The sequence below is a fragment of the Rathayibacter sp. CAU 1779 genome (assembly GCF_054551755.1).
Window position 1 is genome coordinate 1170920 of the sequence record NZ_JBTOLK010000001.1, and the last position, 20728, is coordinate 1191647.

Below are 20728 nucleotides of genomic sequence, written 5' to 3' on the forward strand. Positions count from 1 at the left end.
CCGCCGCCGTTCTCGAGGTCCGAGTGACGACGGACGGTGGTCCGGGATCGTCCGAGTGCGCTTACGCCGTGAGCGCGGCGGGCGGGCCTCTGTGCCGCAGCACTCCGAAGGCGGGGATCGAAACGGCGACGGGTGCAGGCGTCGCGCGCACGAGCATCCGTGCCGGCGACTCCACGGCGACGGTCGAGATGCGGTTCACTGCGGTGACCAGCAGCACGGTGAAGTTCGCGAGCGCGAACAGCGTCTTCTCACCGTGGCGCAGCGCCACAATCGTGGCGATCGCTGCTGCGGCGTGCGCGACGAGCATCAGGGAGTCGTCGTGGTGCATGACCTGTGCGGGCACGAGCTGACCGGGCACGATCGCGATGTGGCTTCCGGCGTGCACGTGGCCGGCCGGGGCGATGAGCGTCGTCCCGCTGCTGCCGGAGCCGAGGCCGAACAGCAGGTGCAGCAGCAGCTGGCTCACTCCGACGGATGCTGCCTGACGCCACAGCGCGATCCGCTTGCCGGCAAGCGCGACGCACAGCGGCACCGCGAAGGCGAGCGACAGCACGACGGCGAGCGCGGACGGCAGTCCGCCGCCCGCCGCATCGTGGAACAGGGCGGCGACGAAGACGGCGAAGGACGCGGCCGCGGTCCCGCGGACCGCGCGGATTCCGCGTGGCGTCATGACGTTCCCCGATGCGAGTGGATGCCTCCAGCGTAGTCAAGCGTCGGCGCACTTCTCGTCCTCCCCAGGAGAGGTTGTGTCGCATCCATCCCCGATCGTCCGATCCCGCGTCCGCCCGTCGGATGTCGTCGTTAGCCTGGTGGGGTGAGCATGCCCGAGCCCTTCGATCCCGCCGCGTCGGGCGACCGCGCCCCATCAGACGCCCGAACCTGGTCGGGCGACCCCGCTGTGCCGGGTGGTTCCGGCCATACTGACGCCTTGCTGGGCGAATCCGCCCCTACGGACTGGGACTGGGATCCGAACGAGCTGGTGCCGCCCGACGACGAGTACGGCCCGGAGGTGGTGCCTCCCGTGCAGACCGGTGCGCGTCCTCGCGTCGGCGCCGGTGCCGGTGGGAGCGGCACGCCGACCAGATTGGACGACGCGTTCGAAGCGGAGCTGGAGCGGGCATCCGTTCGACGCATGGTCGGCGCAGACCCGCTCGACGTGCTGCGCACGGTGTGGGGTTATGACGGGTTCCGCGGCGACCAGGCCGCCGCGATCGATCGGCTCATCGGCGGCGGCGATGCCGTGGTACTCATGCCCACCGGCGGCGGCAAGAGCCTCTGCTATCAGGTCCCGTCGATCGTGCGAGAGGGCACCGGCATAGTCGTCTCGCCGCTCATCGCGCTCATGCACGATCAGGTCGACGCGCTGAGCGCCGTCGGCGTGCGTGCGGCCTATCTGAATTCCACGCAGGATGCCGCCCAGCGATCCGCCGTCGAGCGCGCCTACCTGCGCGGCGAGCTCGACCTGCTCTACGTGGCGCCGGAGCGACTGTCGTCCGAGCCGACGAAGCAGTTGCTGTCGCGCGGAAAGATCGCCCTGTTCGCGATCGACGAAGCGCACTGCGTGTCGCAGTGGGGTCACGACTTCCGACCGGACTATCTCGGGCTGTCGGAACTCGCGCAACGCTGGCCTGATGTGCCACGGATCGCACTCACCGCCACCGCGACGGAGGCCACGCACAAGGAGATCACCGAGCGGCTGAGACTGCAGAACGCCGAGCACTTCGTCGCGAGCTTCGACCGACCGAACATCCAGTACCGCATCGTCGAGAAGAACGATCCGCGCAGGCAGCTCGTGTCGTTCATCAAGGGCGAGTTCGGCGGCGACCCGTCCGCCGGAGAGGGCCCGGCGTCCGGCATCGTGTACGGACTCAGCCGCAAAACGGTCGAGCAGACGGCCGAGCACCTGCGGCAGAGCGGCATCGACGCCATGCCGTACCACGCAGGACTCGACGCCGGCACGCGCGCGCGCACGCAGTCGCGTTTCCTGCGCGACGACGGTGTCGTCATCGTGGCCACCATCGCTTTCGGCATGGGGATCGACAAGCCGGACGTGCGCTTCGTCGCCCACATCGACCTGCCCAAGTCCGTCGAGGGCTACTACCAGGAGACCGGTCGCGCGGGCCGTGACGGCGAGCCCGCCGTCGCCTGGCTCGCGTACGGCCTGCAGGATGTCGTGCAGCAGCAGCGCATGATCGAGCAGTCGCCGGGAGATCTCGCACACCGTCGGCGCCAGTCTGCACACCTCGATGCCATGCTCGCGCTCTGCGAGACAGTCGGATGCCGACGCCAGAACCTCCTGCAGTACTTCGGGCAGTCGTCGGAGCCGTGCGGTAACTGCGACACGTGCCTCAATCCGCCCGAGACGTGGGACGGCACCGTCCCCGCACAGAAGCTCCTCTCCACGGTTGTGCGGCTCAAGCGCGAGCGCAATCAGCGTTTCGGCGCCGGTCACCTCATCGACATCCTGCGCGGCAAGCGCACGCCGCGCGTCGACCAGTACGGACACGATGCGATCAGCACCTGGGGCATCGGCGACGACCTCGGCGAGCAGCAGTGGCGCGGCGTCGTCCGGCAGCTGCTCGCACTCGGCCTGCTCGCGGTCAACGACGACGGATACGGCACCCTGGCCATCACGCCGGCGAGCACCGAGGTGCTGAACGGATCCCGCACGGTGCTGCTGCGGCAGCAGGCCGAGCGGCCGACGCGCTCCCGTGCGGCCAAGGCGAGCATCGACGCGCTGCCGGATGCCGCGCATCCGCTCTTCGAAGCGCTGCGAGCCTGGCGCGCCGAGCAGGCGCGGGAGCAGGGCGTTCCGGCCTACATCGTGTTCGGGGATGCGACACTTCGCGGCGTCGCAGCGAGCCGCCCGGGCAGCCTCGACGAACTCGCGCAGATCTCCGGCGTCGGTGCCAAGAAGCTCGAGACCTACGGGGAGGGCGTGCTCGCGGTCGTCGCGGCTGCGGGCGGCTGACCCGGCGGTCGGGACCCTCGGCGAGCGTTTTGCGGGACTCGTCCGGACCGGCCCGGATTCGTCCAGACTGACGCGGACCGGCTTGGAGGCTCCGGGTCAGGGCCGTGCCCTAAACCTCCGGATACCGCTCGTGCGGTGCGACCGGCCGGAGTCCGAACGTGTCCACGATGATCCGGGCGGACTCGCTCGGATCGAACCGCTCGGTGTCGATCACCAGATCCGTCGGCGGTTGTTCGACGGGATCGTCCGCATCACGTTCGGATTCGCGCAAACGCCGAAGGGTGTCGACATCGACGAGTTTGCGGAATTCGTGACGGCTCGGGCTCCCGAGTCGGCGCTCCTGCTCGGCTTCGCCGACGGTGAAGCCGACGAACCTCACCCTTCCGCCGGACTCCTCCGTCACACTGCGCACACGCTCGGGGAACCCTCGCTGCACTGTCCGCTCCGGCGCGAACGTGAAGATCAGCGACGTGTCGAAGGACGCAGCCTCGCTGAAGGTGGACAGCCAGAACTGTTCGCGGAGCTTCACGAACGGCGTAGAACCGAACGCGAAGACGCTCGTCACGGCATCCACGATCAGGTGATTGTGGAAGACCGCGAAGCCGGTCAGCTCACCGAGGGCGCGGGCCACCGTCAGTTTCCCCGCGGCAGCGGGGCCATGGAGGAACACCAGATCCATGGGCCGACCCTAGGGTGTGACCGCTTGGCGGCCGCGACGGCGCGCGACCATGCCCAGGACTGCGGACCCCATCGAGCCGCTCACGCCGCTCCCGATGGTGATCCGACCGGGAGCAGGGTGGGATGCCGCTCGAATCACGTCAGGTCGTCGTGGTCTCCGCGCACCCACTCGATGTAGAGATCCGCGGATGCCCGCACCACGGCGTGCGCATCCTCCGGAACGCCCCGTCCGAAGTTGTTGAACAGCCGATCGAACCGCAGCCCGAGCGCCCGCGTTGCCACCCGGTCGACCACGGCGGCCGACAGGGGCAGCAGATTCGGGTAGCTGCGCATGAACGACACCGATGTCCCGTTCGGATTGGGGAAGATCGCGTCCCCGGCCAGGAGCACGCCCTTGCCGTCGGCACCGGCGTCCCAGAGCGCGGCGGTGCTGCCGGGGAAGTGGCCGCCCAATGTGTGCAACGCGAGGCCCGGTGCCAGCTCGAAGGTGCCGCTGAACAACCGGATCACGGGATCCTCACGGCGCACCCACTCGGCATCCGCCCGATTCACGTAGACCGGCGCGTCGCCGAGCGCGTGCGACCACGACACCTGGGCCCCGTACATGTGCGGGTGGCTCGCCGCCACCGCGATCACCGGGCCGTACTCGAGAACGTGTGCTGCGGCATCCTCGTCGACGTAGCCGATCGGATCGAAGAGGAGATTTCCGGCCGGCGTGACCACGAGCATGGTCTGCTGGCCGATGCCAACGTGCGGTTCGCTCGTGATGCCGATGAGGTTCGGCTCCACCTCGAACAGCTGCACCCGGATGCCGCCGGCGCGCAGTTCCTCAGCGGTCGTCCACTGCTGTCCGGTTCGCGGCACCCACTGCCTGTCGTCACTGCAGATGACGCATTCGGCGGGCGGTTCCGGGGTGTCGGCATGTTCGACACCACAGGTCGCGCAGATCCACACAGTCATGAAACCGACCGTATCCCGCTGTCCTCGTCTCTCGCGCACGTCCGCGTGTCCTGCGTGTCCTTCGAACTGCAGAAAGGGCTCCATAACGAAAGCGTTGGAGCCATTTCTGCAGTTCCAACGTCGCGCGACGTGGTCGAGGCGTCGGTTGGGCGAGGGCGCGTGCTCGCTGCTTGCCTCACGTGCGGGTGATCGCGGCTGGCGCCGCTCGACCCACGCCATCGGCTCGGTGGTGCGAGCTCGCTCGCGTCACTCTCGCCTCGCTTGCGGGTAAATCGTCTCTCCGCGCGCGAGCATCGCGACGTACTCCGCGATCTTGCGCGCCCGCGTCTCCGCCCGCTTCACGTTGCCGATGCGGAACAGAATCGCGAAGCGGTTCTGGCTGGTCAGCGTCGCGAACATCGCGGTCGCCTCGGGGCTCGCGGCCAACGCCGCGGCGAGGTCGTCCGGCACCTCGATGGTGCTGGATCCGGCGTACGCGGCATCCCACCGACCGTCCGCCTTGGCGCGCTCGACCTCGACGCGTCCCGCATCCGTCATGCGACCCTCGGCCTCCAGGCGGTCGACGTGCTCGCGATTGCGCTGAGACCAGATGCTCCGCTTGCCGCGCGGCGTGAAGGTCTGCAGGAACTCGGTGTCGCTGAGACCCTTCTTGCGGCCGTCGATCCAGCCGAAGCACAGTGCCTCGTCGAGCGCTGCCGCGTACTTCAGGCCTGGCGTCGACCCCTTGGCCAACGCGAGTTGCACACCGTCATTCGTCGTGTGGTTCTCCTCGAGCCAGGCACGCCACTCCCCGGCGCTCCCGATGCGCAGGATCGGTCGTCCCGAGCTCGTTCCCTCGGACGATTCCGCGGCGCTCACAGCAACTTCCGCAGGGTGTTGAGGTTGCGGTTCGTGGTCAGTTCCTTGTCCTTCCCTCGTCCGAGACGCTTGCCGACGACGCTGTCGAGTGTGTGCCCGCGTTCGACCGTCCAGAAGACGACCGAACCGCCGTCGGCGACCTCCTCGAGCTTCGGATCGAGCTCCAACTCGAGCACGCTCTCGGCCACGGCATCCAGGTCGGAAGACCGACCGGTCGAACGCACGTCCCGGCCGGCAGCGCCTTCTGCACCGATCAGGAACACCACATACCGGTGCCAGCCCTCGCGCTCGGCAAAGGGGTAGGCGTCGATGACGGAGGTCAAGGCATCCGTCTCGAGAACGTGCACCTTCGCGTCATAGCCGAACCGTTCGGCGAGCGCCTTCTCGATGCGAGTGCGGGCAGCGGATGCCGTCCCGTCCGTCGTGAACACCACGTTGCCGCTCGCGAGCACGGTCTTCACCTCGTCGTACCCGAGTGCCCGGAACACGTCGGCCAGCTCCGCCGACTTGATGGTGCGCCCGCCCACGTTGACGCCGCGGAGCAGGGCGATGAAGCGCGTCATGGATCCCAGCATGGCAGCGACCACCGACTCCGCAACGGGATCAACGGAGCAGCGCCCTCCGAGTCGGCAACGGGACCGGCATGACCGCGACCATCGACTCCACCACGGGACCGACGGGGCAGCGCCCTCCGACTCGGCAACGGGGACAGCAGGGAACGCATCCGGCGACCCGGCCCGCGCGCGCCGTAGGCTCGACGCGTGGGGGACGAGGTGCCGGGGGACGGCTCGGCCGAGGAACGTGCGGGGACGGCCGACGCAAGCATGTCTTCGCGGCGGCGCACGGTCATCCGTGCAGTCGTCGTCGCTGCCGTGTTCATCGTGATCTATGCGGTCGTCGTGACGCTCTACGCGCTGAGCGGTGCGGTCTCGTCGCTCGGGCCGAAAGAGCCGGAGCCCGACAAGGGCGGCGTCACCGTCGTGCTCACGGTCGAGGGTGTGGATGCCGCGCATCAGCGGGTCGACCTCAGCGTGCGGGTCGACCCGTCCGAGACCCTGTACACGGGCGACCGTCTCGCGCTCGCCGAGGACATCACCGTGATCGTCACGCCGATCGACGGCAGCCAGACTCTGGTCTTCAAGGCGCAGACGAACGCCGCGACCAAGTCGGCGACGCTCCGTACGAACGGCGAGATCACCGACTGGCCGTTCGACGCGTATCGGGCGCAGAATCTCGTGGTCCTGGCGTCCGTCACGAGTGGCGGTGTCGCGCGCCCGATACCCACGAAGGTCTGGATGACGGGCGATGTCCCCGGCTGGAACGTGGACGCGAAGCAGGTCGGCGCGGCGCCGACCGCGCTGCCGGCGACGCTGTCGGAGGCCGTCGCGACGGCGCCGTCGATCGATCTGCACGCGGTGCGTTCCGGCAGCACCGTCGCGTTCGCCTTCGTGCTCCTCGGGCTGCTCGTCGTGATGCCGTGCCTCGTGCTCTTCGTCGCGATCACGGCCTACCGCGGTCGCCGCAAGCTCGAGCCGTCGTTCATGAGCTGGATGGGCGCGATGCTGTTCGCGACGATCCCGCTGCGCACGTTCCTGCCAGGATCCCCGCCGATCGGCTCGTGGATCGACTTCACCGTGGTGCTGTGGGTGGTGGTGGGGCTCATCGCAGGGCTCGCCGTGTACGTGGCCGCGTGGATGCGGTGGGGGCATCCGGCCGACTAAGCATCCGGCCGACTATGCGGGAGCGTCGCGGCGGAGGCCAGAAATGGCCTCCGCTTTTAGCTCCAGCACGCAGCGCGCAGCGGCCGAGAACAGTGAGGTTGCGCAATCCCACAGGCATCCGAGAAAGCGCTCAGCGGGGTTTGTGGCATCCGCACGGCGGACTGGCCGCTCTCAGAATGCCGACCTACCGTGAGAGTCGACGTCCTTTTCGGGCGCCGGATGCCGCGAGCGGGCTCCCAGCCCCACGGCCCGAACGCTTCCACTTCAGACCACCACGGAAGAAGGCATTGCGATGGTCGACACCGTTTCCAAGCCCACCACCGATCACGTGACGCGCCCCGATCGCACGCAGTACACCGCCCAGACGGGACCGATCGACGTGGACGCCCCGCCCGCAACGGTGGACGTCGCGGCGCTCGGCCGCACGCTCATGGGAACGTGGGCGGACATCCGCGTGGCTGCTCGCGAGTTCGCGAAGAACCCGGCGCTCCAGCGCATCGAGGGTCTGAGCCTCGACGACCACCGCACGCGCGTGTTCGAGCAGCTGAAGCTGCTCGTCGACAACGGTCAGGTGCACCGCGCGTTCCCGAAGTCCGTCGGCGGCGGTGACGACCACGGCGGCAACATCGCAGGCTTCGAGGAGCTCGTCACCGCCGATCCGTCGCTGCAGATCAAGAGCGGCGTGCAGTGGGGCCTCTTCGGTGCGGCCGTGCTGCACCTCGGCACGGAGCGCCACCACCAGAAGTACCTCCCGGGCATCATGAGCCTCGAGGTTCCCGGCGCGTTCGCCATGACAGAGACCGGACACGGATCGGATGTCGCAGCCATCGCCACGACCGCCACCTACGACCCCGAGACGCAGGAGTTCGTCATCAACACGCCGTTCCGTGGCGCGTGGAAGGACTACCTGGGCAACGCCGCGAAGGACGGGATCGCCTGCACCCTCTTCGCGCAGCTCATCACGAACGGCGTGAACCACGGCGTGCACTGCTTCTACGTGCCGATCCGGGATGCCGCAACCGGCGAGTTCCTGCCGGGCATCGGCGGCGAGGACGACGGCCTGAAGGGCGGCCTGAACGGCATCGACAACGGACGCCTGCACTTCACCGATGTGCGCATCCCGCGCGAGAACCTGCTGAACCGGTACGGCGACGTGGCGGAGGACGGCACGTACTCGAGCTCCATCGCGAGCCCCGGCCGCCGCTTCTTCACCATGCTCGGCACGCTCGTGCAGGGTCGTGTGTCGCTGGACGGCGCATCCACGCTGGGATCGGCGATGGGTCTCACCATCGCGATCACGTACGGCAACCAGCGCCGTCAGTTCACGGCGGGCAGCGACACCGACGAAGAGGTGCTGCTCGACTACCAGCGCCACCAGCGTCGTCTGATTCCCCGCCTCGCCACGACCTACGCGCAGGTGTTCGCGCACGACAAGCTGCTCGTCAAGTTCGACGAGGTGTTCAGCGGCAAGGCCGACAGCGACGACGACCGGCAGGATCTCGAGACCCTCGCCGCCGCGCTCAAGCCCCTGTCAACCTGGCACGCTCTCGACACGCTGCAGGAGACGCGGGAGGCATGCGGCGGTGCCGGCTTCCTCGTGGAGAACCGGATCACCAGTCTGCGCGCCGACCTCGATGTGTACGTCACGTTCGAGGGCGACAACAACGTGCTGCTGCAGCTCGTCGCCAAGCGTCTGCTGACCGATTACTCGAAGAAGTTCGCGAAGGCGGATGCCGGCGCACTCGCCCGCTACGTCGTCGCCCAGGCTGCCGACCGTGCGTACCACGGCTCGGGCCTGCGGCGCCTCGCCCAGACGGTCGCGGACTTCGGGTCCACCGCACGGTCGGTCGGGCAGCTGCGCGACCCGCAGACCCAGCGCGAGCTGCTCACCGATCGCGTCGAGACCATGATCGCCGAGGTCGCCACCCGCCTCCGCAACGCGAACAAGCTCTCGAAGCAGAAGGCAGCCGATCTCTTCAACTCGCAGCAGAACGAGCTGATCGAGGCGGCTCGTGCACACGGCGAGCTCCTGCAGTGGGAGGCGTTCACCGAAGCGTTGGAGACGATCCAGGATCCCGGCACCAAGCAGGTGCTGACCTGGCTGCGTGACCTCTTCGGCCTGGGTCTCATCGAGAAGCACGTCGCCTGGCACATCATCCACGGCCGGCTTTCGCCGCAGCGCGCGCAGGCCGTCAGCGCGTACATCGACCGGCTCGTCGCGCGTCTGCGCCCCCAGGCGCAGAGCCTCGTGGATGCCTTCGGCTTCGAGCAGGAGCACCTGCGCGCGAAGATCGCCAGCGGCGCTGAGGCCGAGCGCCAGACCGAGGCCCGCGAGTACTACCGCGAGCAGCGGGCATCCGGCACTGCTCCGATCGACGAGCGCGCTCGAGCTTGAAGCGGAGGTCATTTCTGACCTCCGCCGCGAGGCCAGCGCCGACCGCCGTCTCGGCGGTCGGGCCGACGCTGCAGAAGAAGCACAAGTAGCTCGACGTGATTCGCGGATGCCCCGCGCCGGCCCCGACCGCCGGCGCGGGGCATCCGCCTTTCGTGGGAGCATCGCCCCATGGTCCTTCCCGCCGACAGCCATGTGCACAGCGAATGGTCGTGGGACACCGGAGGTCCGGATTCGGATGCGCGCGGCCGGATGCGCGCCACGTGCCGGCACGCCGTGCGGATCGGTCTCCCCGCGATCTTCTTCACCGAACACCTCGACCTGCCCGGATCCTGGCGTGCGGAGCCGGACGACCTGATGCCCCACCAGCGGCACTATCTCGGTGAGGACTCGCGGGTGTGGTTCGCGCCCTTCGACGCCGACGGATACTTCGAAGCCATCGAGCGGATGCGCCACGAGTTCCCGCAGTTGCGCATCCATACCGGCGTCGAGTTCGGCCAGCCCCACCTCTGGGAAGCCGAGGCGCGGTCGCTCGTGGACTTCTCGCGCATCGAGCGCGTGCTCGGATCCCTGCACACGCTCGACCTGCACGCACTCGACCCGGGTGCGCCCGGTGCGGGCACGCCAGGCCTCGGTTCCCCGGGATCGGACTCGACCGACCCCGGTGTCGCGGATGCGGGCACGCGCGCCGAGCCGAACACGCTCTTTCGCGAGCATCCGGCGGAGGAGGTGATGAACGCGTACCTCGCTGAGATCCCGGTCATGGTCGCCGGCTCGCGTCTCTTCGACGTGTTCACGCACATCGACTACGCGATCCGGCTGTGGCCGACAGATCGGCTCGGGCCGTTCGACCCACGGCCGTTCGAAGAGGGATTCCGCACGGCGATGCGCGCGATCGCCGACAGCGGCCGGGCGCTCGAGATGAATACGAGGCGGCTGTGGCCGTGGATCCCGCAGTGGTGGGCCGAGGAGGGCGGTCGTGCCGTGACGTTCGGCAGCGACGCACACACGCCCGATGCCATCGCCGGCAACTTCCCGGAGGCGACGGCGATGCTCGAGCACGTCGGATTCCGCCCGGGCTCCGTGCCCGAGGACCCCTGGATCCGCTGACCCGGGCGAGCCGGGCGGATGAGGTGCGGATTCGTCAGGCGAGGCGGGCGGGTGGGGCGAGGCCGTCATCCGCCTTCACCTCGAACTCCGGCGCCTTGGTCACGATCAGCCAGGTGGGAAGGGTGATGACGCAGAGGATCGGGAGCACCGTGATGTCGCCGGTGAGGGCGACGCCGAGGAAGAGTCCGATCCAGCCGTCGCGCGTCTCCGAGATCACGAAGCCGAGAGCGCCGCACGCCACGGCCAGGCCGATCGGCATGCTCGGCACGAGCGCGTGGGCGAGCAGCCCGAACGCGACGCCGATGAAAACGATGGGGAACACGCGGCCGCCGCGGAATCCCGAGCTGGCCGCGATGAGCAGCGCAACGAGCTTCACGACGACGAACAGCGTGAGCGTGCCTGCGGAGTAGTCCTGCGGATGCTCGAGCAGCTCGCCCATCTGCTCCAGCCCTTTGAACAGGGTGGTGGGTCCGCCGATGATGCCCAGCACGCCGAGCAGTACGCCGCCGACGGCGCTGATGGCCAGCGGATTCCGCAGCAGGCGGAACGCTCCGTGCAGGTACGGGAACACCCACGCCGCCGCGACGCCGAGCAGTGCAGCGACCCCGGCGACGACGACGCCGCTCACGAAGTCGATGAGGCGAGGCGATCCGTACGCGGGCAGGTGGAATCCGAGAGTCTGACCGCCGAGCAGATGCATCGTGACCGATCCGGCGGCCGCGGCAGCGACGGGCAGGAAGAGCTTGTCCCAGAGCGAACCGCCGCCCTTCACGGCGGCGACCGCGCCGGTGAGCACGAGAGCGGCGGCGACGGGGGTGCCGAACAGTGCTCCGATCGTGGCTGCGGAGGCGAGCATGCCGATGAGTGCCGGCGGAACCTTGGTCATGATCCGGCCGACGACGTAGACCGCCAGCGCGCAGTTGATGGCGATGATCGGGTTCTCCGGTCCGAGGCTGACACCGCCGGCGAGTCCGATGATCACGACGATGGCGATGCTGGGCAGCGTGCCCGCCGCGGGGGGAGGCGACGACAGACCCGTGGTGGCGGTGTCCGGACCGCCGTGGCCCGGCACCAGCCACACCACGAGCCCGACCGCGATGCCGGTGACCGTGAGCACGGAGAGGATCCACAACGGGTTGTCGCCTCCGATGCCGAACGCGTGCGGCAGGTCGTCCCAGAGCGCGGTCTCGAGCCATCCGGAGAGCAGGTCGAGCAGCCACAGCATGATGGCCGATCCGATGCCGATCAGCAGTGCGGGAATCGCGAGGAGGAGCAGCATCCGGATGCTCGGCCCGGCCTCCTCCGTCGCCCCCGCCTGTCCTGCGCCCGCCTCTGACACGGTTCCTCCTCCGTCGGCCGGGACGGTCGCGAAGGGTGGCCGCCGTGCCGTCACCGCTCGTGGATCCGTCGGAACACGCTATTCGTGCCCGTCGCACGAGGATCCGGGACGGCCGCGGAAATCACGTGACTCGGGTGAGCGGCGGGCGAGTCGCGAGAGGGGTGGCGGAGGCGGCTCGGGCGAGCCACGGACGAACCACGGGAGAGCGGCCTGGGCGGGCGGTACGGGCGGGCGACTCCGCGAACGGCAAGCGGTGCATCCGGTCGGCACAATGTCGTCCGATCGGACGACGACGGTGGGGGAGGTGGACAATATGGTGGTCTCGTCCCCCTTGCTCTGAGGACGCCATACGCTGCGCGGATCCTCAGCAGTCTTCGTGCCAGCCGCCGGAAGGATGCCATGACCGACGCCGTGACCCCACCTCCACTCCCCGAGGGCGGTGCGCCGCAGCCGGCTCCCGTCGGGCAGACCGACCAGGCCTCCACGCCCGATCCGTCGTGGCCGGCGCCCCAGCAGCCGGCCCAGGCAGCTCCGCGCGCCCCGCTCGCTGCCGTGTCGCCGGATCCGGATCCGGCCGCCGCGCTCTCCATCCGCCTCCTGCACAAGTCGTTCGGGCAGAAACACGCGGTCGACGGCATCAGCCTCGACGTCCCGGTCGGCAGCTTCTACGGACTCGTCGGCCCCAACGGCGCAGGCAAGACGACCACGCTCAGCATGGCGACGGGTCTGCTCAAGCCGGACGCCGGGGTGGTGACCGTGCACGGGATCGACGTGTGGCAGCATCCGCTGACGGCCAAGGCTCAGATCGGGGTGCTCTCCGACGGCAACCGGCTGTTCGACCGTCTCACCGGCGAGCAGCTCGTCGTCTACGCGGGACTGCTCAGCGGGATGGATCGCGCCACGGCCGTCTCCCGCACCCGCGATCTCCTGCAGCTTCTCGATCTGCAGTCGGCAGGAGGCACGCTCGTCGTCGACTACTCGGCAGGCATGACGAAGAAGATCGCGCTCGCCTGCGCCATGGTGCACGCGCCGAAGCTGCTCGTGCTGGATGAGCCGTTCGAGTCGGTCGATCCGGTGTCGGCGGCGAACATCCGCGACATCCTCGGCGGGTTCGTGCGCGGCGGCGGCACCGTCATCGTGTCGTCGCACGTCATGGATCTGGTGCAGCGCATGTGCGACCACGTCGCGGTCATCACGAACGGGCGGGTCGTGGCATCCGGAACCGTCGACGAGGTGCGCGCCGGCGCCGACCTCGAGGATCGTTTCGTCGCGCTCGTCGGCGGACGTCGTGTGCAGGAGGGGCCGGAGTGGTTGCAGCACTCGTAAGGCTCCGGCTGCTCGTTCTGCGCAACAGCCTCAAGCGCAGCGTCGGACAGCTGATCGCCGTCATCATCGGTGGCCTCTACGGCCTGTTCGTGCTCGCCATGGTCGTGGTCGGGCTCTTCGCGCTGAGCTTCGCTCCGATCGAGCTGACCCGCACGATCGTGGTCCTCGCGGGGTCGGTGTTGACGCTCGGCTGGGCGATCCTGCCGCTGTTCTTCTCGGTGGAGCAGACGTTGGACGCCCCGCACCTTGCCGTGTATCCCATCCCGTTGAACACGCTCCTGGTGGGTCTTCTCGTCTCGGGAGTCGTGGCGATCCCGGGCGCGATCACGATGGTGGCGTCCGTGTTCACGTTCGGATCGTGGCTGCGGATGCCCGGCGTCGCCGTTCTCGCACTGCTGTGCGGCATCGCCGGTGCGCTGCTCTGCATCATGCTGTCCCGCGCCGTCACCACCGCGGCAGCCGGCCTCGCCTCTGGACGACGGTTTCGGGAGGCGGCCGGCATCCTCATCTTCATTCCGCTCGTGCTGCTCGGACCGATCATCGCCGGGACCGCCTCGTCGCTGCGGCACTCGCAGGATGCTCTGCCTGCGCTCGCCGACGCCATGTCGTGGACGCCGCTCGGCGCCATCTGGGCCATTCCCGCGCAGGTCGCGATTGGTGATCCGCTCGGAGCTCTGCTGCGCGCGCTGATCGGTATCGCGACGATCGCCGTCGTGTTCCTGGTGTGGCGCTGGGGCCTGGCGCGCGCGCTCGTCACTCCCGTGCACTCGACTTCCAAGGTGCGCGCGGAGGGCAAGCTGGGGCTGTTCGCCCGCCTGCCGGGTACGCAGGCGGGCGCCATCGCGGCGCGCTGCCTCATCTACTGGTTCCGTGATCCGCGCTACCTGCGGCAGCTCGTGCTCATTCCGGTGATGCCGATCCTGTTCTGGTTCTATTCGTCGCTGAGCCACTTCCCGCAGCTGCTGCTCTGGTCGGGTCCGCTGGTCGCATTCCTCCTCGGCGTCACGCTCATCGCCGACGTTTCCTACGACTCCACGGCGTTCGTGCTGCACGTGAGTAAGGCGGTGCCAGGGCGCGCGGATCGGTGGGGGCGGGCATCCGCCGTGCTCACCTTCGGGCTGCCTGCCGCGGTCGCGGTCACGCTCGTGACCTCGGCCGTCGTGCAGCAGTGGTGGACCGTTCCCGGCCTGCTCGGGCTCGTGGTCGGGCTGCTGCTCGGCGGCCTGGCCGTGTGCTCTGTGACGTCCGCGGTGCTCGTCTTCCCCGCGCCGGCGCCCGGCGACAATCCGTTCAAGACGCGACCCGGTGCCAACACGGCGCTCTTGGGATCCACGTTCCTCAGCTGGGGAATCCTCGCCGTGCTGACATCGCCGGAGATCGTGCTCTTCCTGGTGAGCGTCTTCACCGGTCAGGTCATCTGGGGATGGATCGGCCTCGTCGTCGGCGTCGTGCTCGGACCGGTCGCTCTCGCGATCGGTGTGCGCGTCGGCGGCAACGTGCTCGACCGCCGTGCGCCGCAGCTGCTCATGCAGCTGCAGAAGGAGGGCTGAGCGCCGCCGGTGTGTGCGGCGCGCAACGCCGGACGTGCTCAGGCGGTGCTGGCCGCGAGCGAGAGCAGCACCATCGCCTCGTGGTCCGGCGTTCCCGGCATGGCCTGGTACACACCGAGTCGGGTGCCGTCCGGACCGACGTCGAGGCTCTCGTACATCAGGGTCAGCGTGCCGACGACGGGGTGGTTCAGCGTCTTGCGCTCCGTGCGACGGTGTCGCACGTCGTGGTGCTCCCACAGTTCGGCGAACTCGGGGCTGGCGGCGGTGAGCTCGTCGACGAGAGCCGTGAGCGCGGTGTCGTCGCTGTCGCCTCGGGATGCGGCGCGAAGCTGTGCCACCGACATCCGTGCCGCATGCGTCCAGTCCGGGTACAGGGCGCGGGCTGTCGGATGGAGGAACAGATACCGCGTCGTGTTGCGCCGCTCCGGCGGCCATTCGGCGATGCCGGCCACAAGCGCCAGTCCCTCGGGATTCGCCGCGAGGATGTCGTTGGTGCGGTTGCGCACATAGGCAGGGCACGGTCGCACGGTCTCCAGCAACTGCCGGATGCCGGGCCGCACGGTGTTGTCGATGCGCCGCCTTGGTGCCCGGCCGGCGAGCTGGTCGGCGAGGCCGAAGAGATGGTCGCGGGCGTCGTCGTCGAGCCGGAGCGCACGGGCGAGGGCGGTCAGGACGGGCCCGCTGGGGTGCAGCTCCTTGCCCTGCTCGAGCCGGATGTAGTAGTCGACGCTCACCCCGGAGAGCGCCGCCAGCTCCTCCCGACGCAGGCCGGGAGTGCGCCGGTTGCCCGTGCCCTGCGGAAGCCCGAGGTCGGTGGGCTGAAGCCGCCCCCGACGGGCGCGGAGGAACTCGCCGAGCACGTTGGGTCGAGATGCCGGATCCGAGGTCACGCACTCAGCTTGCCATCGGCGGACCACACGGCGACCGGTCGTTCGACATCCGGGCCGACTCAGGTCCTGCCTCCGGCCCCACCCGTGCCGTCCGCGGTCCCACCCGTGCCGTGCACGGTCCCACCCGTGCCGTCCGCGATCCCACCCGTGCCGTCCACGCCCCACCCGTGCCGTGCACGGTCCCACCCGTGCCGTCCGCGATCCCACCCGTGCCGTCCACGCCCCACCCGTGCCGTGCACGGCCTCACCCGTGCCGTCCACGCCCCACCCGTGCCGTCTTCAGGAGGAGCGGCACTCGGGCCGCCATATGCGATCGAACTCGCCCTCCTCCTGAACACGGAACGCTTCGGAGTTGAACCCGAACCCTTCGGAGTTGAACACCGAACGCTTCGGCGTCGATCCCCGAACGCTTCGGCGTTGAACCCGAACGCTTCGGGCCTGAACCCGGAACGCTTTGGGCCCCAACCCGCAAGGCTTCGGACGCCGTTCCTGGCCGTGTCACTACCAGGAACGGCGCGGCCTTCTCTCCGCCGCCGTGCGGGCGGAGACTCGTCGCAGACCCCGGCACCGCACGGCGTCCGCGACCGGAGCGCAGCCACGGCGACCCCCGACCGAAGGAATGACGATGACCACGACCCTGCACGATCTTTCCGCCCATCCGGCTCGGCAAGCGGCTCAGGATGCTTCGCCGCGCCCGCCAGCATCCCGCCCGCCCCGCAGATGGAAGCTCTGGCTCCTCACCTGCGCCGCGATCTACCCGGTGATCACGGGACTCGGATACCTGCTCGCCGCGACAGCCGGCGCGCTCCCGATCTGGGCGCACTTCGTGGTCATGGTGCCGATCGCGGTTGCGCTGCTGGTGTTCATCGTGATGCCGCTGCTGACGAAGGCGTTCTTCGGATGGCTGGCCCGATGAGCGACGATAGGAAGCGCACCGCGCTCGAGGTCGTCGAGGGCATCGACCTGTCGGGCAAGGAGGCGATCGTGACCGGCGGCTCCTCCGGCCTCGGGTTCGAGACCGCGCGTGCGCTCGCCGCTGCCGGTGCGCGAGTGGTGATCGCCGGCCGCGACGTCGCTGCCGGTGAGAAGGCGGCGGCCACGTTGCGCGACGAGACGGGGAACGAGCAGGTCGTGCATCGCCGGCTCGACCTGGCATCCCTCGAGTCGGTGTCGACGTTCGCCGCTCGCCACGTGGCGACGGGCCGGCCGCTGCACATCCTCGTGCTGAACGCCGGCGTGATGGCGACCCCCTTCGGGCGCACCGAGGACGGATTCGAGACGCAGTTCGGCATCAACCATCTCGGCCACTTCGTGCTCGCGACAGGGCTTCTGCCGTCGTTGCGATCCGCCGGTGGCGCACGTGTGGTGTCGGTGTCATCGCGGGCGCATCGCCGATCCGACGTGGACTTCGACGACCCGAACTTCGTGCACACCCCGTACGATCCGTGGCTCGCGTACGGACGCTCCAAGTCGGCGAACGCGCTGTTCTCGGTCGGATTCTCCACCCGGTTCGCGGCAGAAGGCATCCTCAGCAATGCGGTGAGCCCCGGCGCGGTGCTGACCGGACTGCAGCGACACATGTCGGCCGAGCAGATCGCGGCCAGAGGCTGGAACGATCCAGAGAACCCGTCCATGTCCACGCCGGCCGAGGGTGCCGCGACGTTCGTCTGGGCCGCCGTCGCGCCGGAGCTCGACGGGATCGGTGGCCGCTATCTCGAGAACTGCACGTTCGCGGAGCCCTTCGATTCAGGGGTGACCGGCGAGCTCCCTGACGGCTGCTATCTGCCCCGCGCGCTCGATCCAGCGCGCGCCGACCGCCTCTGGGACCTTTCGGAGGGACTTCTGGCCACGGCTGTCGCTGGCTGATCTCGTCGAAACCTGCACCGGATTGCCCGTGACCGCTGGTTGAGCGTACCGAAACTCGCGCCGGTCGCCCGTGACCGCGGTTGAGCTCGTCGCAACCAGCACCGGCGGCCCGGTTTCCACGAGCTCGACCGGCGGGATGCGCGACACCCGGCCCTCGCTCAACTGGCGGGATGCACGGCGGCCGGCCCACTCTCAACCGGCGGGATGCGCGACAGCCGGCCCTCGCTCGACCAGCGGTGATCCGAGCCGGAGGTCTCAGCCGGGCAGCAGGCCCAGAGCGCGCACGGCCTCGCGCTCCTCGACGAGTTCCGCGACGGATGCCTCGATGTGCGCCCGCGCGATCGGACCCTCGTCGAATCCGGGAACGACGCGCCACTGCCCATCGGACGATCGGACCGGCAGCGAGCACACCAGTCCCTCCGGGACGCCGTAGCCGGCTGCGGCTTCGGCGTTCGCGCCGCTCGAGGTGACGCCGGCTGACGTCCATTCGTAGCCGGTGCCGTTGACCCAGTCGTAGACGTGGTCGATGGCGGCGTTCGCGGCGGATGCCGCGCTCGATGCTCCACGAACCTCGATGATCTCGGCGCCGCGACGGGCGACCTTCGGCACGAAGACGCCCTCCAGCCACTCCTCGTCCACGAGCTCGACCGCACTGCGCCCGTCCACGGTGGCGTGCGAGACATCCGGATACTGCGTCGCCGAGTGATTGCCCCACACGATCACCCCGTGTACGGAGGCGACAGGGACCTCGAGTTTGAGCGCCAGCTGCGCGACCGCCCGGTTATGGTCGAGCCGGGTCATCGCGGTGAAGCGCTCGCGCGGCACATCCGGAGCATGCGACGAGGCGATCAGCGCGTTCGTGTTCGCCGGGTTGCCCACCACGAGCACCCGCACATCGGATGCCGCGCCCTCGTTGATCGCACGCCCCTGCGGTCCGAAGATGGCCGCGTTCGCCTCGAGCAGGTCGGCCCGCTCCATGCCGGCGGTGCGCGGACGCGCACCCACCAGCAGTGCGACATTCGTGCCGTCGAAGGCGTCGGATGCGGAGTCCGTCACGTCGATGGACGTGAGAAGCGGGAACGCGCCGTCGATGAGTTCGAGCGCCGTTCCCTCTGCCGAGCGCAGCCCCTGGGGGATCTCCAGCAACTGCAGCCGCACGGGGGTGTCCGGTCCGAGAAGCTGTCCGGATGCGATGCGGAAGAGCAGTGCGTAGCCGATCTGCCCTCCCGCTCCGGTGACGGTCACGGTGACGGGTTCGCGGGTGGAGGCTGCCATGCGGCCAGCCTACGATGCGGTCCACGGCGGGCTGAGCCGACCCAGAGCTCCCTGCGCGACAGTCGCAGGAACGAGCCCAGTCGCAGAAACAGAGGATCCCCGGCTACGCGAAACGGCGCTTCCGGGGATCCAGCACGCGACTACGGGTGAGTCGCATGCTCGCAGCCGGGAGTTTTGGGGGGATATCCCCGACCGCGCTCTCGACGATATGAGAGATATTCGAATGAATGCTGGATTCGGCCTGATCTAAAGCTGGGAGGTATTCGGATGGTTCCTAGGTGCGCGGGAGTGCCTCAAGCGCACCGCATCGAGCGCCCGGCAGCGCACCGTGCTGGGTCATCGCCTCGGTGCGCCTCGCCTCGGTGCGCCTCGGTTCAGCGTCGTCGTGCCCTGCGCGCGGCGCGGTTGCGCGCGAATGCCCAGCCGGCGATCCCCCCGACGATGAAGATGACGAGCACGAGGACCCACGTTGGCCATTCGACCTGCCAGAACAACAGGAAAATGGTCGACTTGTCGTCGGCCACCCCGTTCTGGATGGCGACGATGGCCAGAAGCACGACGAGCACGATGGCGAGCCATCGGCGCTTCATGAAACCGACGACTGCGTTGTCCTTCTTCGTGGTGTCGCTCACCGGGATCCTCCTGTCGGACGTGCCGTCTTCGCGGCCGCCTTCACCGCTTTCTTCGTCTCTCGCACCTTGGCGAGCGATGTCTCGTCGACGATGTCCGCCACGGAACGAAGCGAGCCGGGCTCGCCGTACTCGCCGGCCGCCTCACGCCATCCGGCACCGTCGTATCCGTACTGCTTGCCGAGCAGGGCGATGAAGATCTTCGCCTTCTGATCGCCGAATCCGGGCAGCGCCTTCAGCCTGCGGAACACCTCCTCGCCGTCCGGGACGGATGCGGCCGATGGTGCGGGTCGCGTCCAGATGCCGGCGGCATCCGCGTCCCAGTCGACCACGATGGCACGGCACACCGTCTGGATGCGCGCGGCCATGGAACCGGGAAAGCGGTGCACGGCGGGAGGCGTCGCGCAGAGGCGGGCGAAGGCATCCGGATCCGCGTCGGCGATCGCCTGGGCGCTCAAAGCCGTCCCGCCGCCCATGCGGTCGCGGATCTTCGCCGGGCCGCTGAACGCGGTCTCCATGGCCACCTGCTGGTCGAGGAGCATGCCGAGGAGCAGAGCGAGCGGATCGGTCGACAGCAACTCGTCGGCCGCGGCATCGCCGGTGATGTGCAGAGTGCCGGTCATGGGTGTCATCCTCCCACCGGCACCGCGCGCGACAGCCTCACTCGGTGCCCGCGTCGCCGGTTCGTTCACGCTCGCTGTTGCGCAGCGCCAGCGCCGACTCGCGTATCGTCCGAAGCGCTTTCAGCAGTCGGGCTTTCTCATCGTCGTCGAGCCCGGCCGTCAGTGTGTTCTCCAACTCGCGGCGTTCGGCTTCGACCGGGGCTCGAAGAGCTGAGCCCTTCTCGGTCAGCCACAACCGAACGAGGCGATTGTCGTGTTGGTCGCGCCTGCGCTGGATGAGTCCGGCAGCGCTCATGCGGTCGGCCATTTTGACGACGGCGGGGGTGCTCACGTCCGCAGCCGCAGCGAGCTCGCCGGGTGTCTGCCCGTCCTGTTCCCACAGGGCCGCCAGCAGATGGTCCTGGCCGAGGTGCAGACCGTGGCGGCGCAGCGCGGCATCCGCCAGCGCACGGACGACCTTGTTCGTCTGACCGTGCAGGTCGAGGAACTCCGGCACTGTCGCATCCCTTCTTCGCAGGTGTTGACCATCAATTCATTAAC

At 69.1% G+C, this 20728-nt stretch carries 19 protein-coding genes; 8 read left to right on the top strand and 11 right to left on the bottom strand.

Annotated features, from left to right (window positions below):
• Nucleotides 1-61: 61 nt before the first annotated feature.
• Nucleotides 62-670 (bottom strand): hypothetical protein, encoded by a 609-nt coding sequence (locus tag ACX9R5_RS05360; RefSeq protein WP_459407966.1) that lies wholly within the window; start codon nucleotides 668-670, stop codon nucleotides 62-64.
• 150 nt (nucleotides 671-820) lie between these two features.
• Between ACX9R5_RS05360 and recQ the strand changes: the two genes are divergently transcribed.
• Entirely contained in the window at nucleotides 821-2971 is a 2151-nt protein-coding gene (gene recQ / locus ACX9R5_RS05365) for a DNA helicase RecQ (protein ID WP_459409041.1), read from the top strand.
• A 109-nt stretch (nucleotides 2972-3080) separates the two neighbouring features.
• Here recQ and ACX9R5_RS05370 read toward each other — a convergent pair whose 3' ends face one another.
• The 4 genes from ACX9R5_RS05370 to ACX9R5_RS05385 form a co-directional block, all read right to left on the bottom strand.
• Nucleotides 3081-3650, bottom strand: coding sequence for a hypothetical protein (locus ACX9R5_RS05370; protein WP_459407967.1), 570 nt, complete (start codon nucleotides 3648-3650; stop codon nucleotides 3081-3083).
• 134 nt (nucleotides 3651-3784) lie between these two features.
• On the bottom strand, nucleotides 3785-4609 hold the full coding sequence (locus ACX9R5_RS05375) for a hydrolase (protein WP_459407968.1): 825 nt from the start codon (nucleotides 4607-4609) through the stop codon (nucleotides 3785-3787).
• A gap of 246 nt (nucleotides 4610-4855) precedes the next feature.
• Nucleotides 4856-5467: a YdeI/OmpD-associated family protein gene (locus ACX9R5_RS05380; protein WP_459407969.1), complete on the bottom strand. Its 612-nt coding sequence runs from the start codon at nucleotides 5465-5467 to the stop codon at nucleotides 4856-4858.
• A complete protein-coding gene (locus ACX9R5_RS05385; protein ID WP_459407970.1) occupies nucleotides 5464-6030 on the bottom strand; it encodes a DUF1697 domain-containing protein in 567 nt (188 codons plus the stop codon). The genes ACX9R5_RS05380 and ACX9R5_RS05385 overlap by 4 nt, the downstream gene beginning before the upstream one ends.
• A gap of 198 nt (nucleotides 6031-6228) precedes the next feature.
• Between ACX9R5_RS05385 and ACX9R5_RS05390 the strand changes: the two genes are divergently transcribed.
• From ACX9R5_RS05390 to ACX9R5_RS05400, 3 genes are all read left to right on the top strand, one after another.
• Nucleotides 6229-7188, top strand: coding sequence for a DUF4436 family protein (locus ACX9R5_RS05390; protein ID WP_459407971.1), 960 nt, complete (start codon nucleotides 6229-6231; stop codon nucleotides 7186-7188).
• Between the two features lie 292 nt (nucleotides 7189-7480).
• Complete coding sequence (locus tag ACX9R5_RS05395) at nucleotides 7481-9583, top strand: acyl-CoA dehydrogenase family protein (RefSeq protein WP_459407972.1); 2103 nt, start codon at nucleotides 7481-7483, stop codon at nucleotides 9581-9583.
• 168 nt (nucleotides 9584-9751) lie between these two features.
• The gene (locus tag ACX9R5_RS05400) at nucleotides 9752-10690 is read left to right on the top strand and encodes a PHP domain-containing protein (RefSeq protein ID WP_459407973.1); all 939 of its coding nucleotides are present in this window, start codon (nucleotides 9752-9754) and stop codon (nucleotides 10688-10690) included.
• Nucleotides 10691-10724: 34 nt separating this feature from the next.
• Here the strand turns inward: ACX9R5_RS05400 and ACX9R5_RS05405 are convergent, their stop codons facing one another.
• A complete protein-coding gene (locus ACX9R5_RS05405; RefSeq protein ID WP_459407974.1) occupies nucleotides 10725-12029 on the bottom strand; it encodes an ion channel protein in 1305 nt (434 codons plus the stop codon).
• A 399-nt stretch (nucleotides 12030-12428) separates the two neighbouring features.
• On the opposite strand from ACX9R5_RS05405, the gene ACX9R5_RS05410 reads away from it, so the two are divergent.
• Nucleotides 12429-13355 (top strand): ABC transporter ATP-binding protein, encoded by a 927-nt coding sequence (locus ACX9R5_RS05410; protein WP_459407975.1) that lies wholly within the window; start codon nucleotides 12429-12431, stop codon nucleotides 13353-13355.
• On the top strand, nucleotides 13337-14905 hold the full coding sequence (locus ACX9R5_RS05415) for a transporter (protein WP_459407976.1): 1569 nt from the start codon (nucleotides 13337-13339) through the stop codon (nucleotides 14903-14905). Before ACX9R5_RS05410 ends, ACX9R5_RS05415 begins: the two co-directional genes overlap by 19 nt.
• A gap of 38 nt (nucleotides 14906-14943) precedes the next feature.
• Here the strand turns inward: ACX9R5_RS05415 and ACX9R5_RS05420 are convergent, their stop codons facing one another.
• A complete protein-coding gene (locus ACX9R5_RS05420; protein WP_459407977.1) occupies nucleotides 14944-15795 on the bottom strand; it encodes a helix-turn-helix transcriptional regulator in 852 nt (283 codons plus the stop codon).
• 625 nt (nucleotides 15796-16420) lie between these two features.
• On the opposite strand from ACX9R5_RS05420, the gene ACX9R5_RS05425 reads away from it, so the two are divergent.
• Together ACX9R5_RS05425 and ACX9R5_RS05430 are read left to right on the top strand one after the other, a co-directional pair.
• The gene (locus ACX9R5_RS05425; protein ID WP_459407978.1) at nucleotides 16421-16711 is read left to right on the top strand and encodes a hypothetical protein; all 291 of its coding nucleotides are present in this window, start codon (nucleotides 16421-16423) and stop codon (nucleotides 16709-16711) included.
• The gene (locus ACX9R5_RS05430; RefSeq protein ID WP_459407979.1) at nucleotides 16708-17661 is read left to right on the top strand and encodes an SDR family NAD(P)-dependent oxidoreductase; all 954 of its coding nucleotides are present in this window, start codon (nucleotides 16708-16710) and stop codon (nucleotides 17659-17661) included. Before ACX9R5_RS05425 ends, ACX9R5_RS05430 begins: the two co-directional genes overlap by 4 nt.
• Before the next feature lie 255 nt (nucleotides 17662-17916).
• Here ACX9R5_RS05430 and ACX9R5_RS05435 read toward each other — a convergent pair whose 3' ends face one another.
• The 4 genes from ACX9R5_RS05435 to ACX9R5_RS05450 form a co-directional block, all read right to left on the bottom strand.
• Nucleotides 17917-18936: a malate dehydrogenase gene (locus tag ACX9R5_RS05435; RefSeq protein WP_459407980.1), complete on the bottom strand. Its 1020-nt coding sequence runs from the start codon at nucleotides 18934-18936 to the stop codon at nucleotides 17917-17919.
• Between the two features lie 374 nt (nucleotides 18937-19310).
• Nucleotides 19311-19568: a lipopolysaccharide assembly protein LapA domain-containing protein gene (locus tag ACX9R5_RS05440; protein WP_459407981.1), complete on the bottom strand. Its 258-nt coding sequence runs from the start codon at nucleotides 19566-19568 to the stop codon at nucleotides 19311-19313.
• Nucleotides 19565-20188, bottom strand: a complete 624-nt coding sequence (locus ACX9R5_RS05445) for an HhH-GPD-type base excision DNA repair protein (RefSeq protein ID WP_459407982.1) — start codon at nucleotides 20186-20188, stop codon at nucleotides 19565-19567. Before ACX9R5_RS05445 ends, ACX9R5_RS05440 begins: the two co-directional genes overlap by 4 nt.
• Nucleotides 20189-20225: 37 nt before the next feature.
• A complete protein-coding gene (locus ACX9R5_RS05450) occupies nucleotides 20226-20684 on the bottom strand; it encodes a MarR family winged helix-turn-helix transcriptional regulator (protein ID WP_459407983.1) in 459 nt (152 codons plus the stop codon).
• Nucleotides 20685-20728: the final 44 nt, after the last annotated feature.

What these genes read in the sequence shown, in the direction of transcription:
- ACX9R5_RS05430 (WP_459407979.1), top strand. Translation starts at nt 16,708, where the DNA reads ATGAGCGACGATAGGAAGCGCACCGCGCTCGAGGTCGTCGAGGGCATC.
- recQ (WP_459409041.1), top strand. Translation starts at nt 821, where the DNA reads ATGCCCGAGCCCTTCGATCCCGCCGCGTCGGGCGACCGCGCCCCATCA.
- ACX9R5_RS05445 (WP_459407982.1), bottom strand. Translation starts at nt 20,188, where the DNA reads ATGACCGGCACTCTGCACATCACCGGCGATGCCGCGGCCGACGAGTTG.
- ACX9R5_RS05385 (WP_459407970.1), bottom strand. Translation starts at nt 6,030, where the DNA reads ATGACGCGCTTCATCGCCCTGCTCCGCGGCGTCAACGTGGGCGGGCGC.
- ACX9R5_RS05375 (WP_459407968.1), bottom strand. Translation starts at nt 4,609, where the DNA reads ATGACTGTGTGGATCTGCGCGACCTGTGGTGTCGAACATGCCGACACC.
- ACX9R5_RS05425 (WP_459407978.1), top strand. Translation starts at nt 16,421, where the DNA reads ATGACCACGACCCTGCACGATCTTTCCGCCCATCCGGCTCGGCAAGCG.
- ACX9R5_RS05400 (WP_459407973.1), top strand. Translation starts at nt 9,752, where the DNA reads ATGGTCCTTCCCGCCGACAGCCATGTGCACAGCGAATGGTCGTGGGAC.
- ACX9R5_RS05410 (WP_459407975.1), top strand. Translation starts at nt 12,429, where the DNA reads ATGACCGACGCCGTGACCCCACCTCCACTCCCCGAGGGCGGTGCGCCG.
- ACX9R5_RS05395 (WP_459407972.1), top strand. Translation starts at nt 7,481, where the DNA reads ATGGTCGACACCGTTTCCAAGCCCACCACCGATCACGTGACGCGCCCC.
- ACX9R5_RS05360 (WP_459407966.1), bottom strand. Translation starts at nt 670, where the DNA reads ATGACGCCACGCGGAATCCGCGCGGTCCGCGGGACCGCGGCCGCGTCC.
- ACX9R5_RS05370 (WP_459407967.1), bottom strand. Translation starts at nt 3,650, where the DNA reads ATGGATCTGGTGTTCCTCCATGGCCCCGCTGCCGCGGGGAAACTGACG.
- ACX9R5_RS05435 (WP_459407980.1), bottom strand. Translation starts at nt 18,936, where the DNA reads ATGGCAGCCTCCACCCGCGAACCCGTCACCGTGACCGTCACCGGAGCG.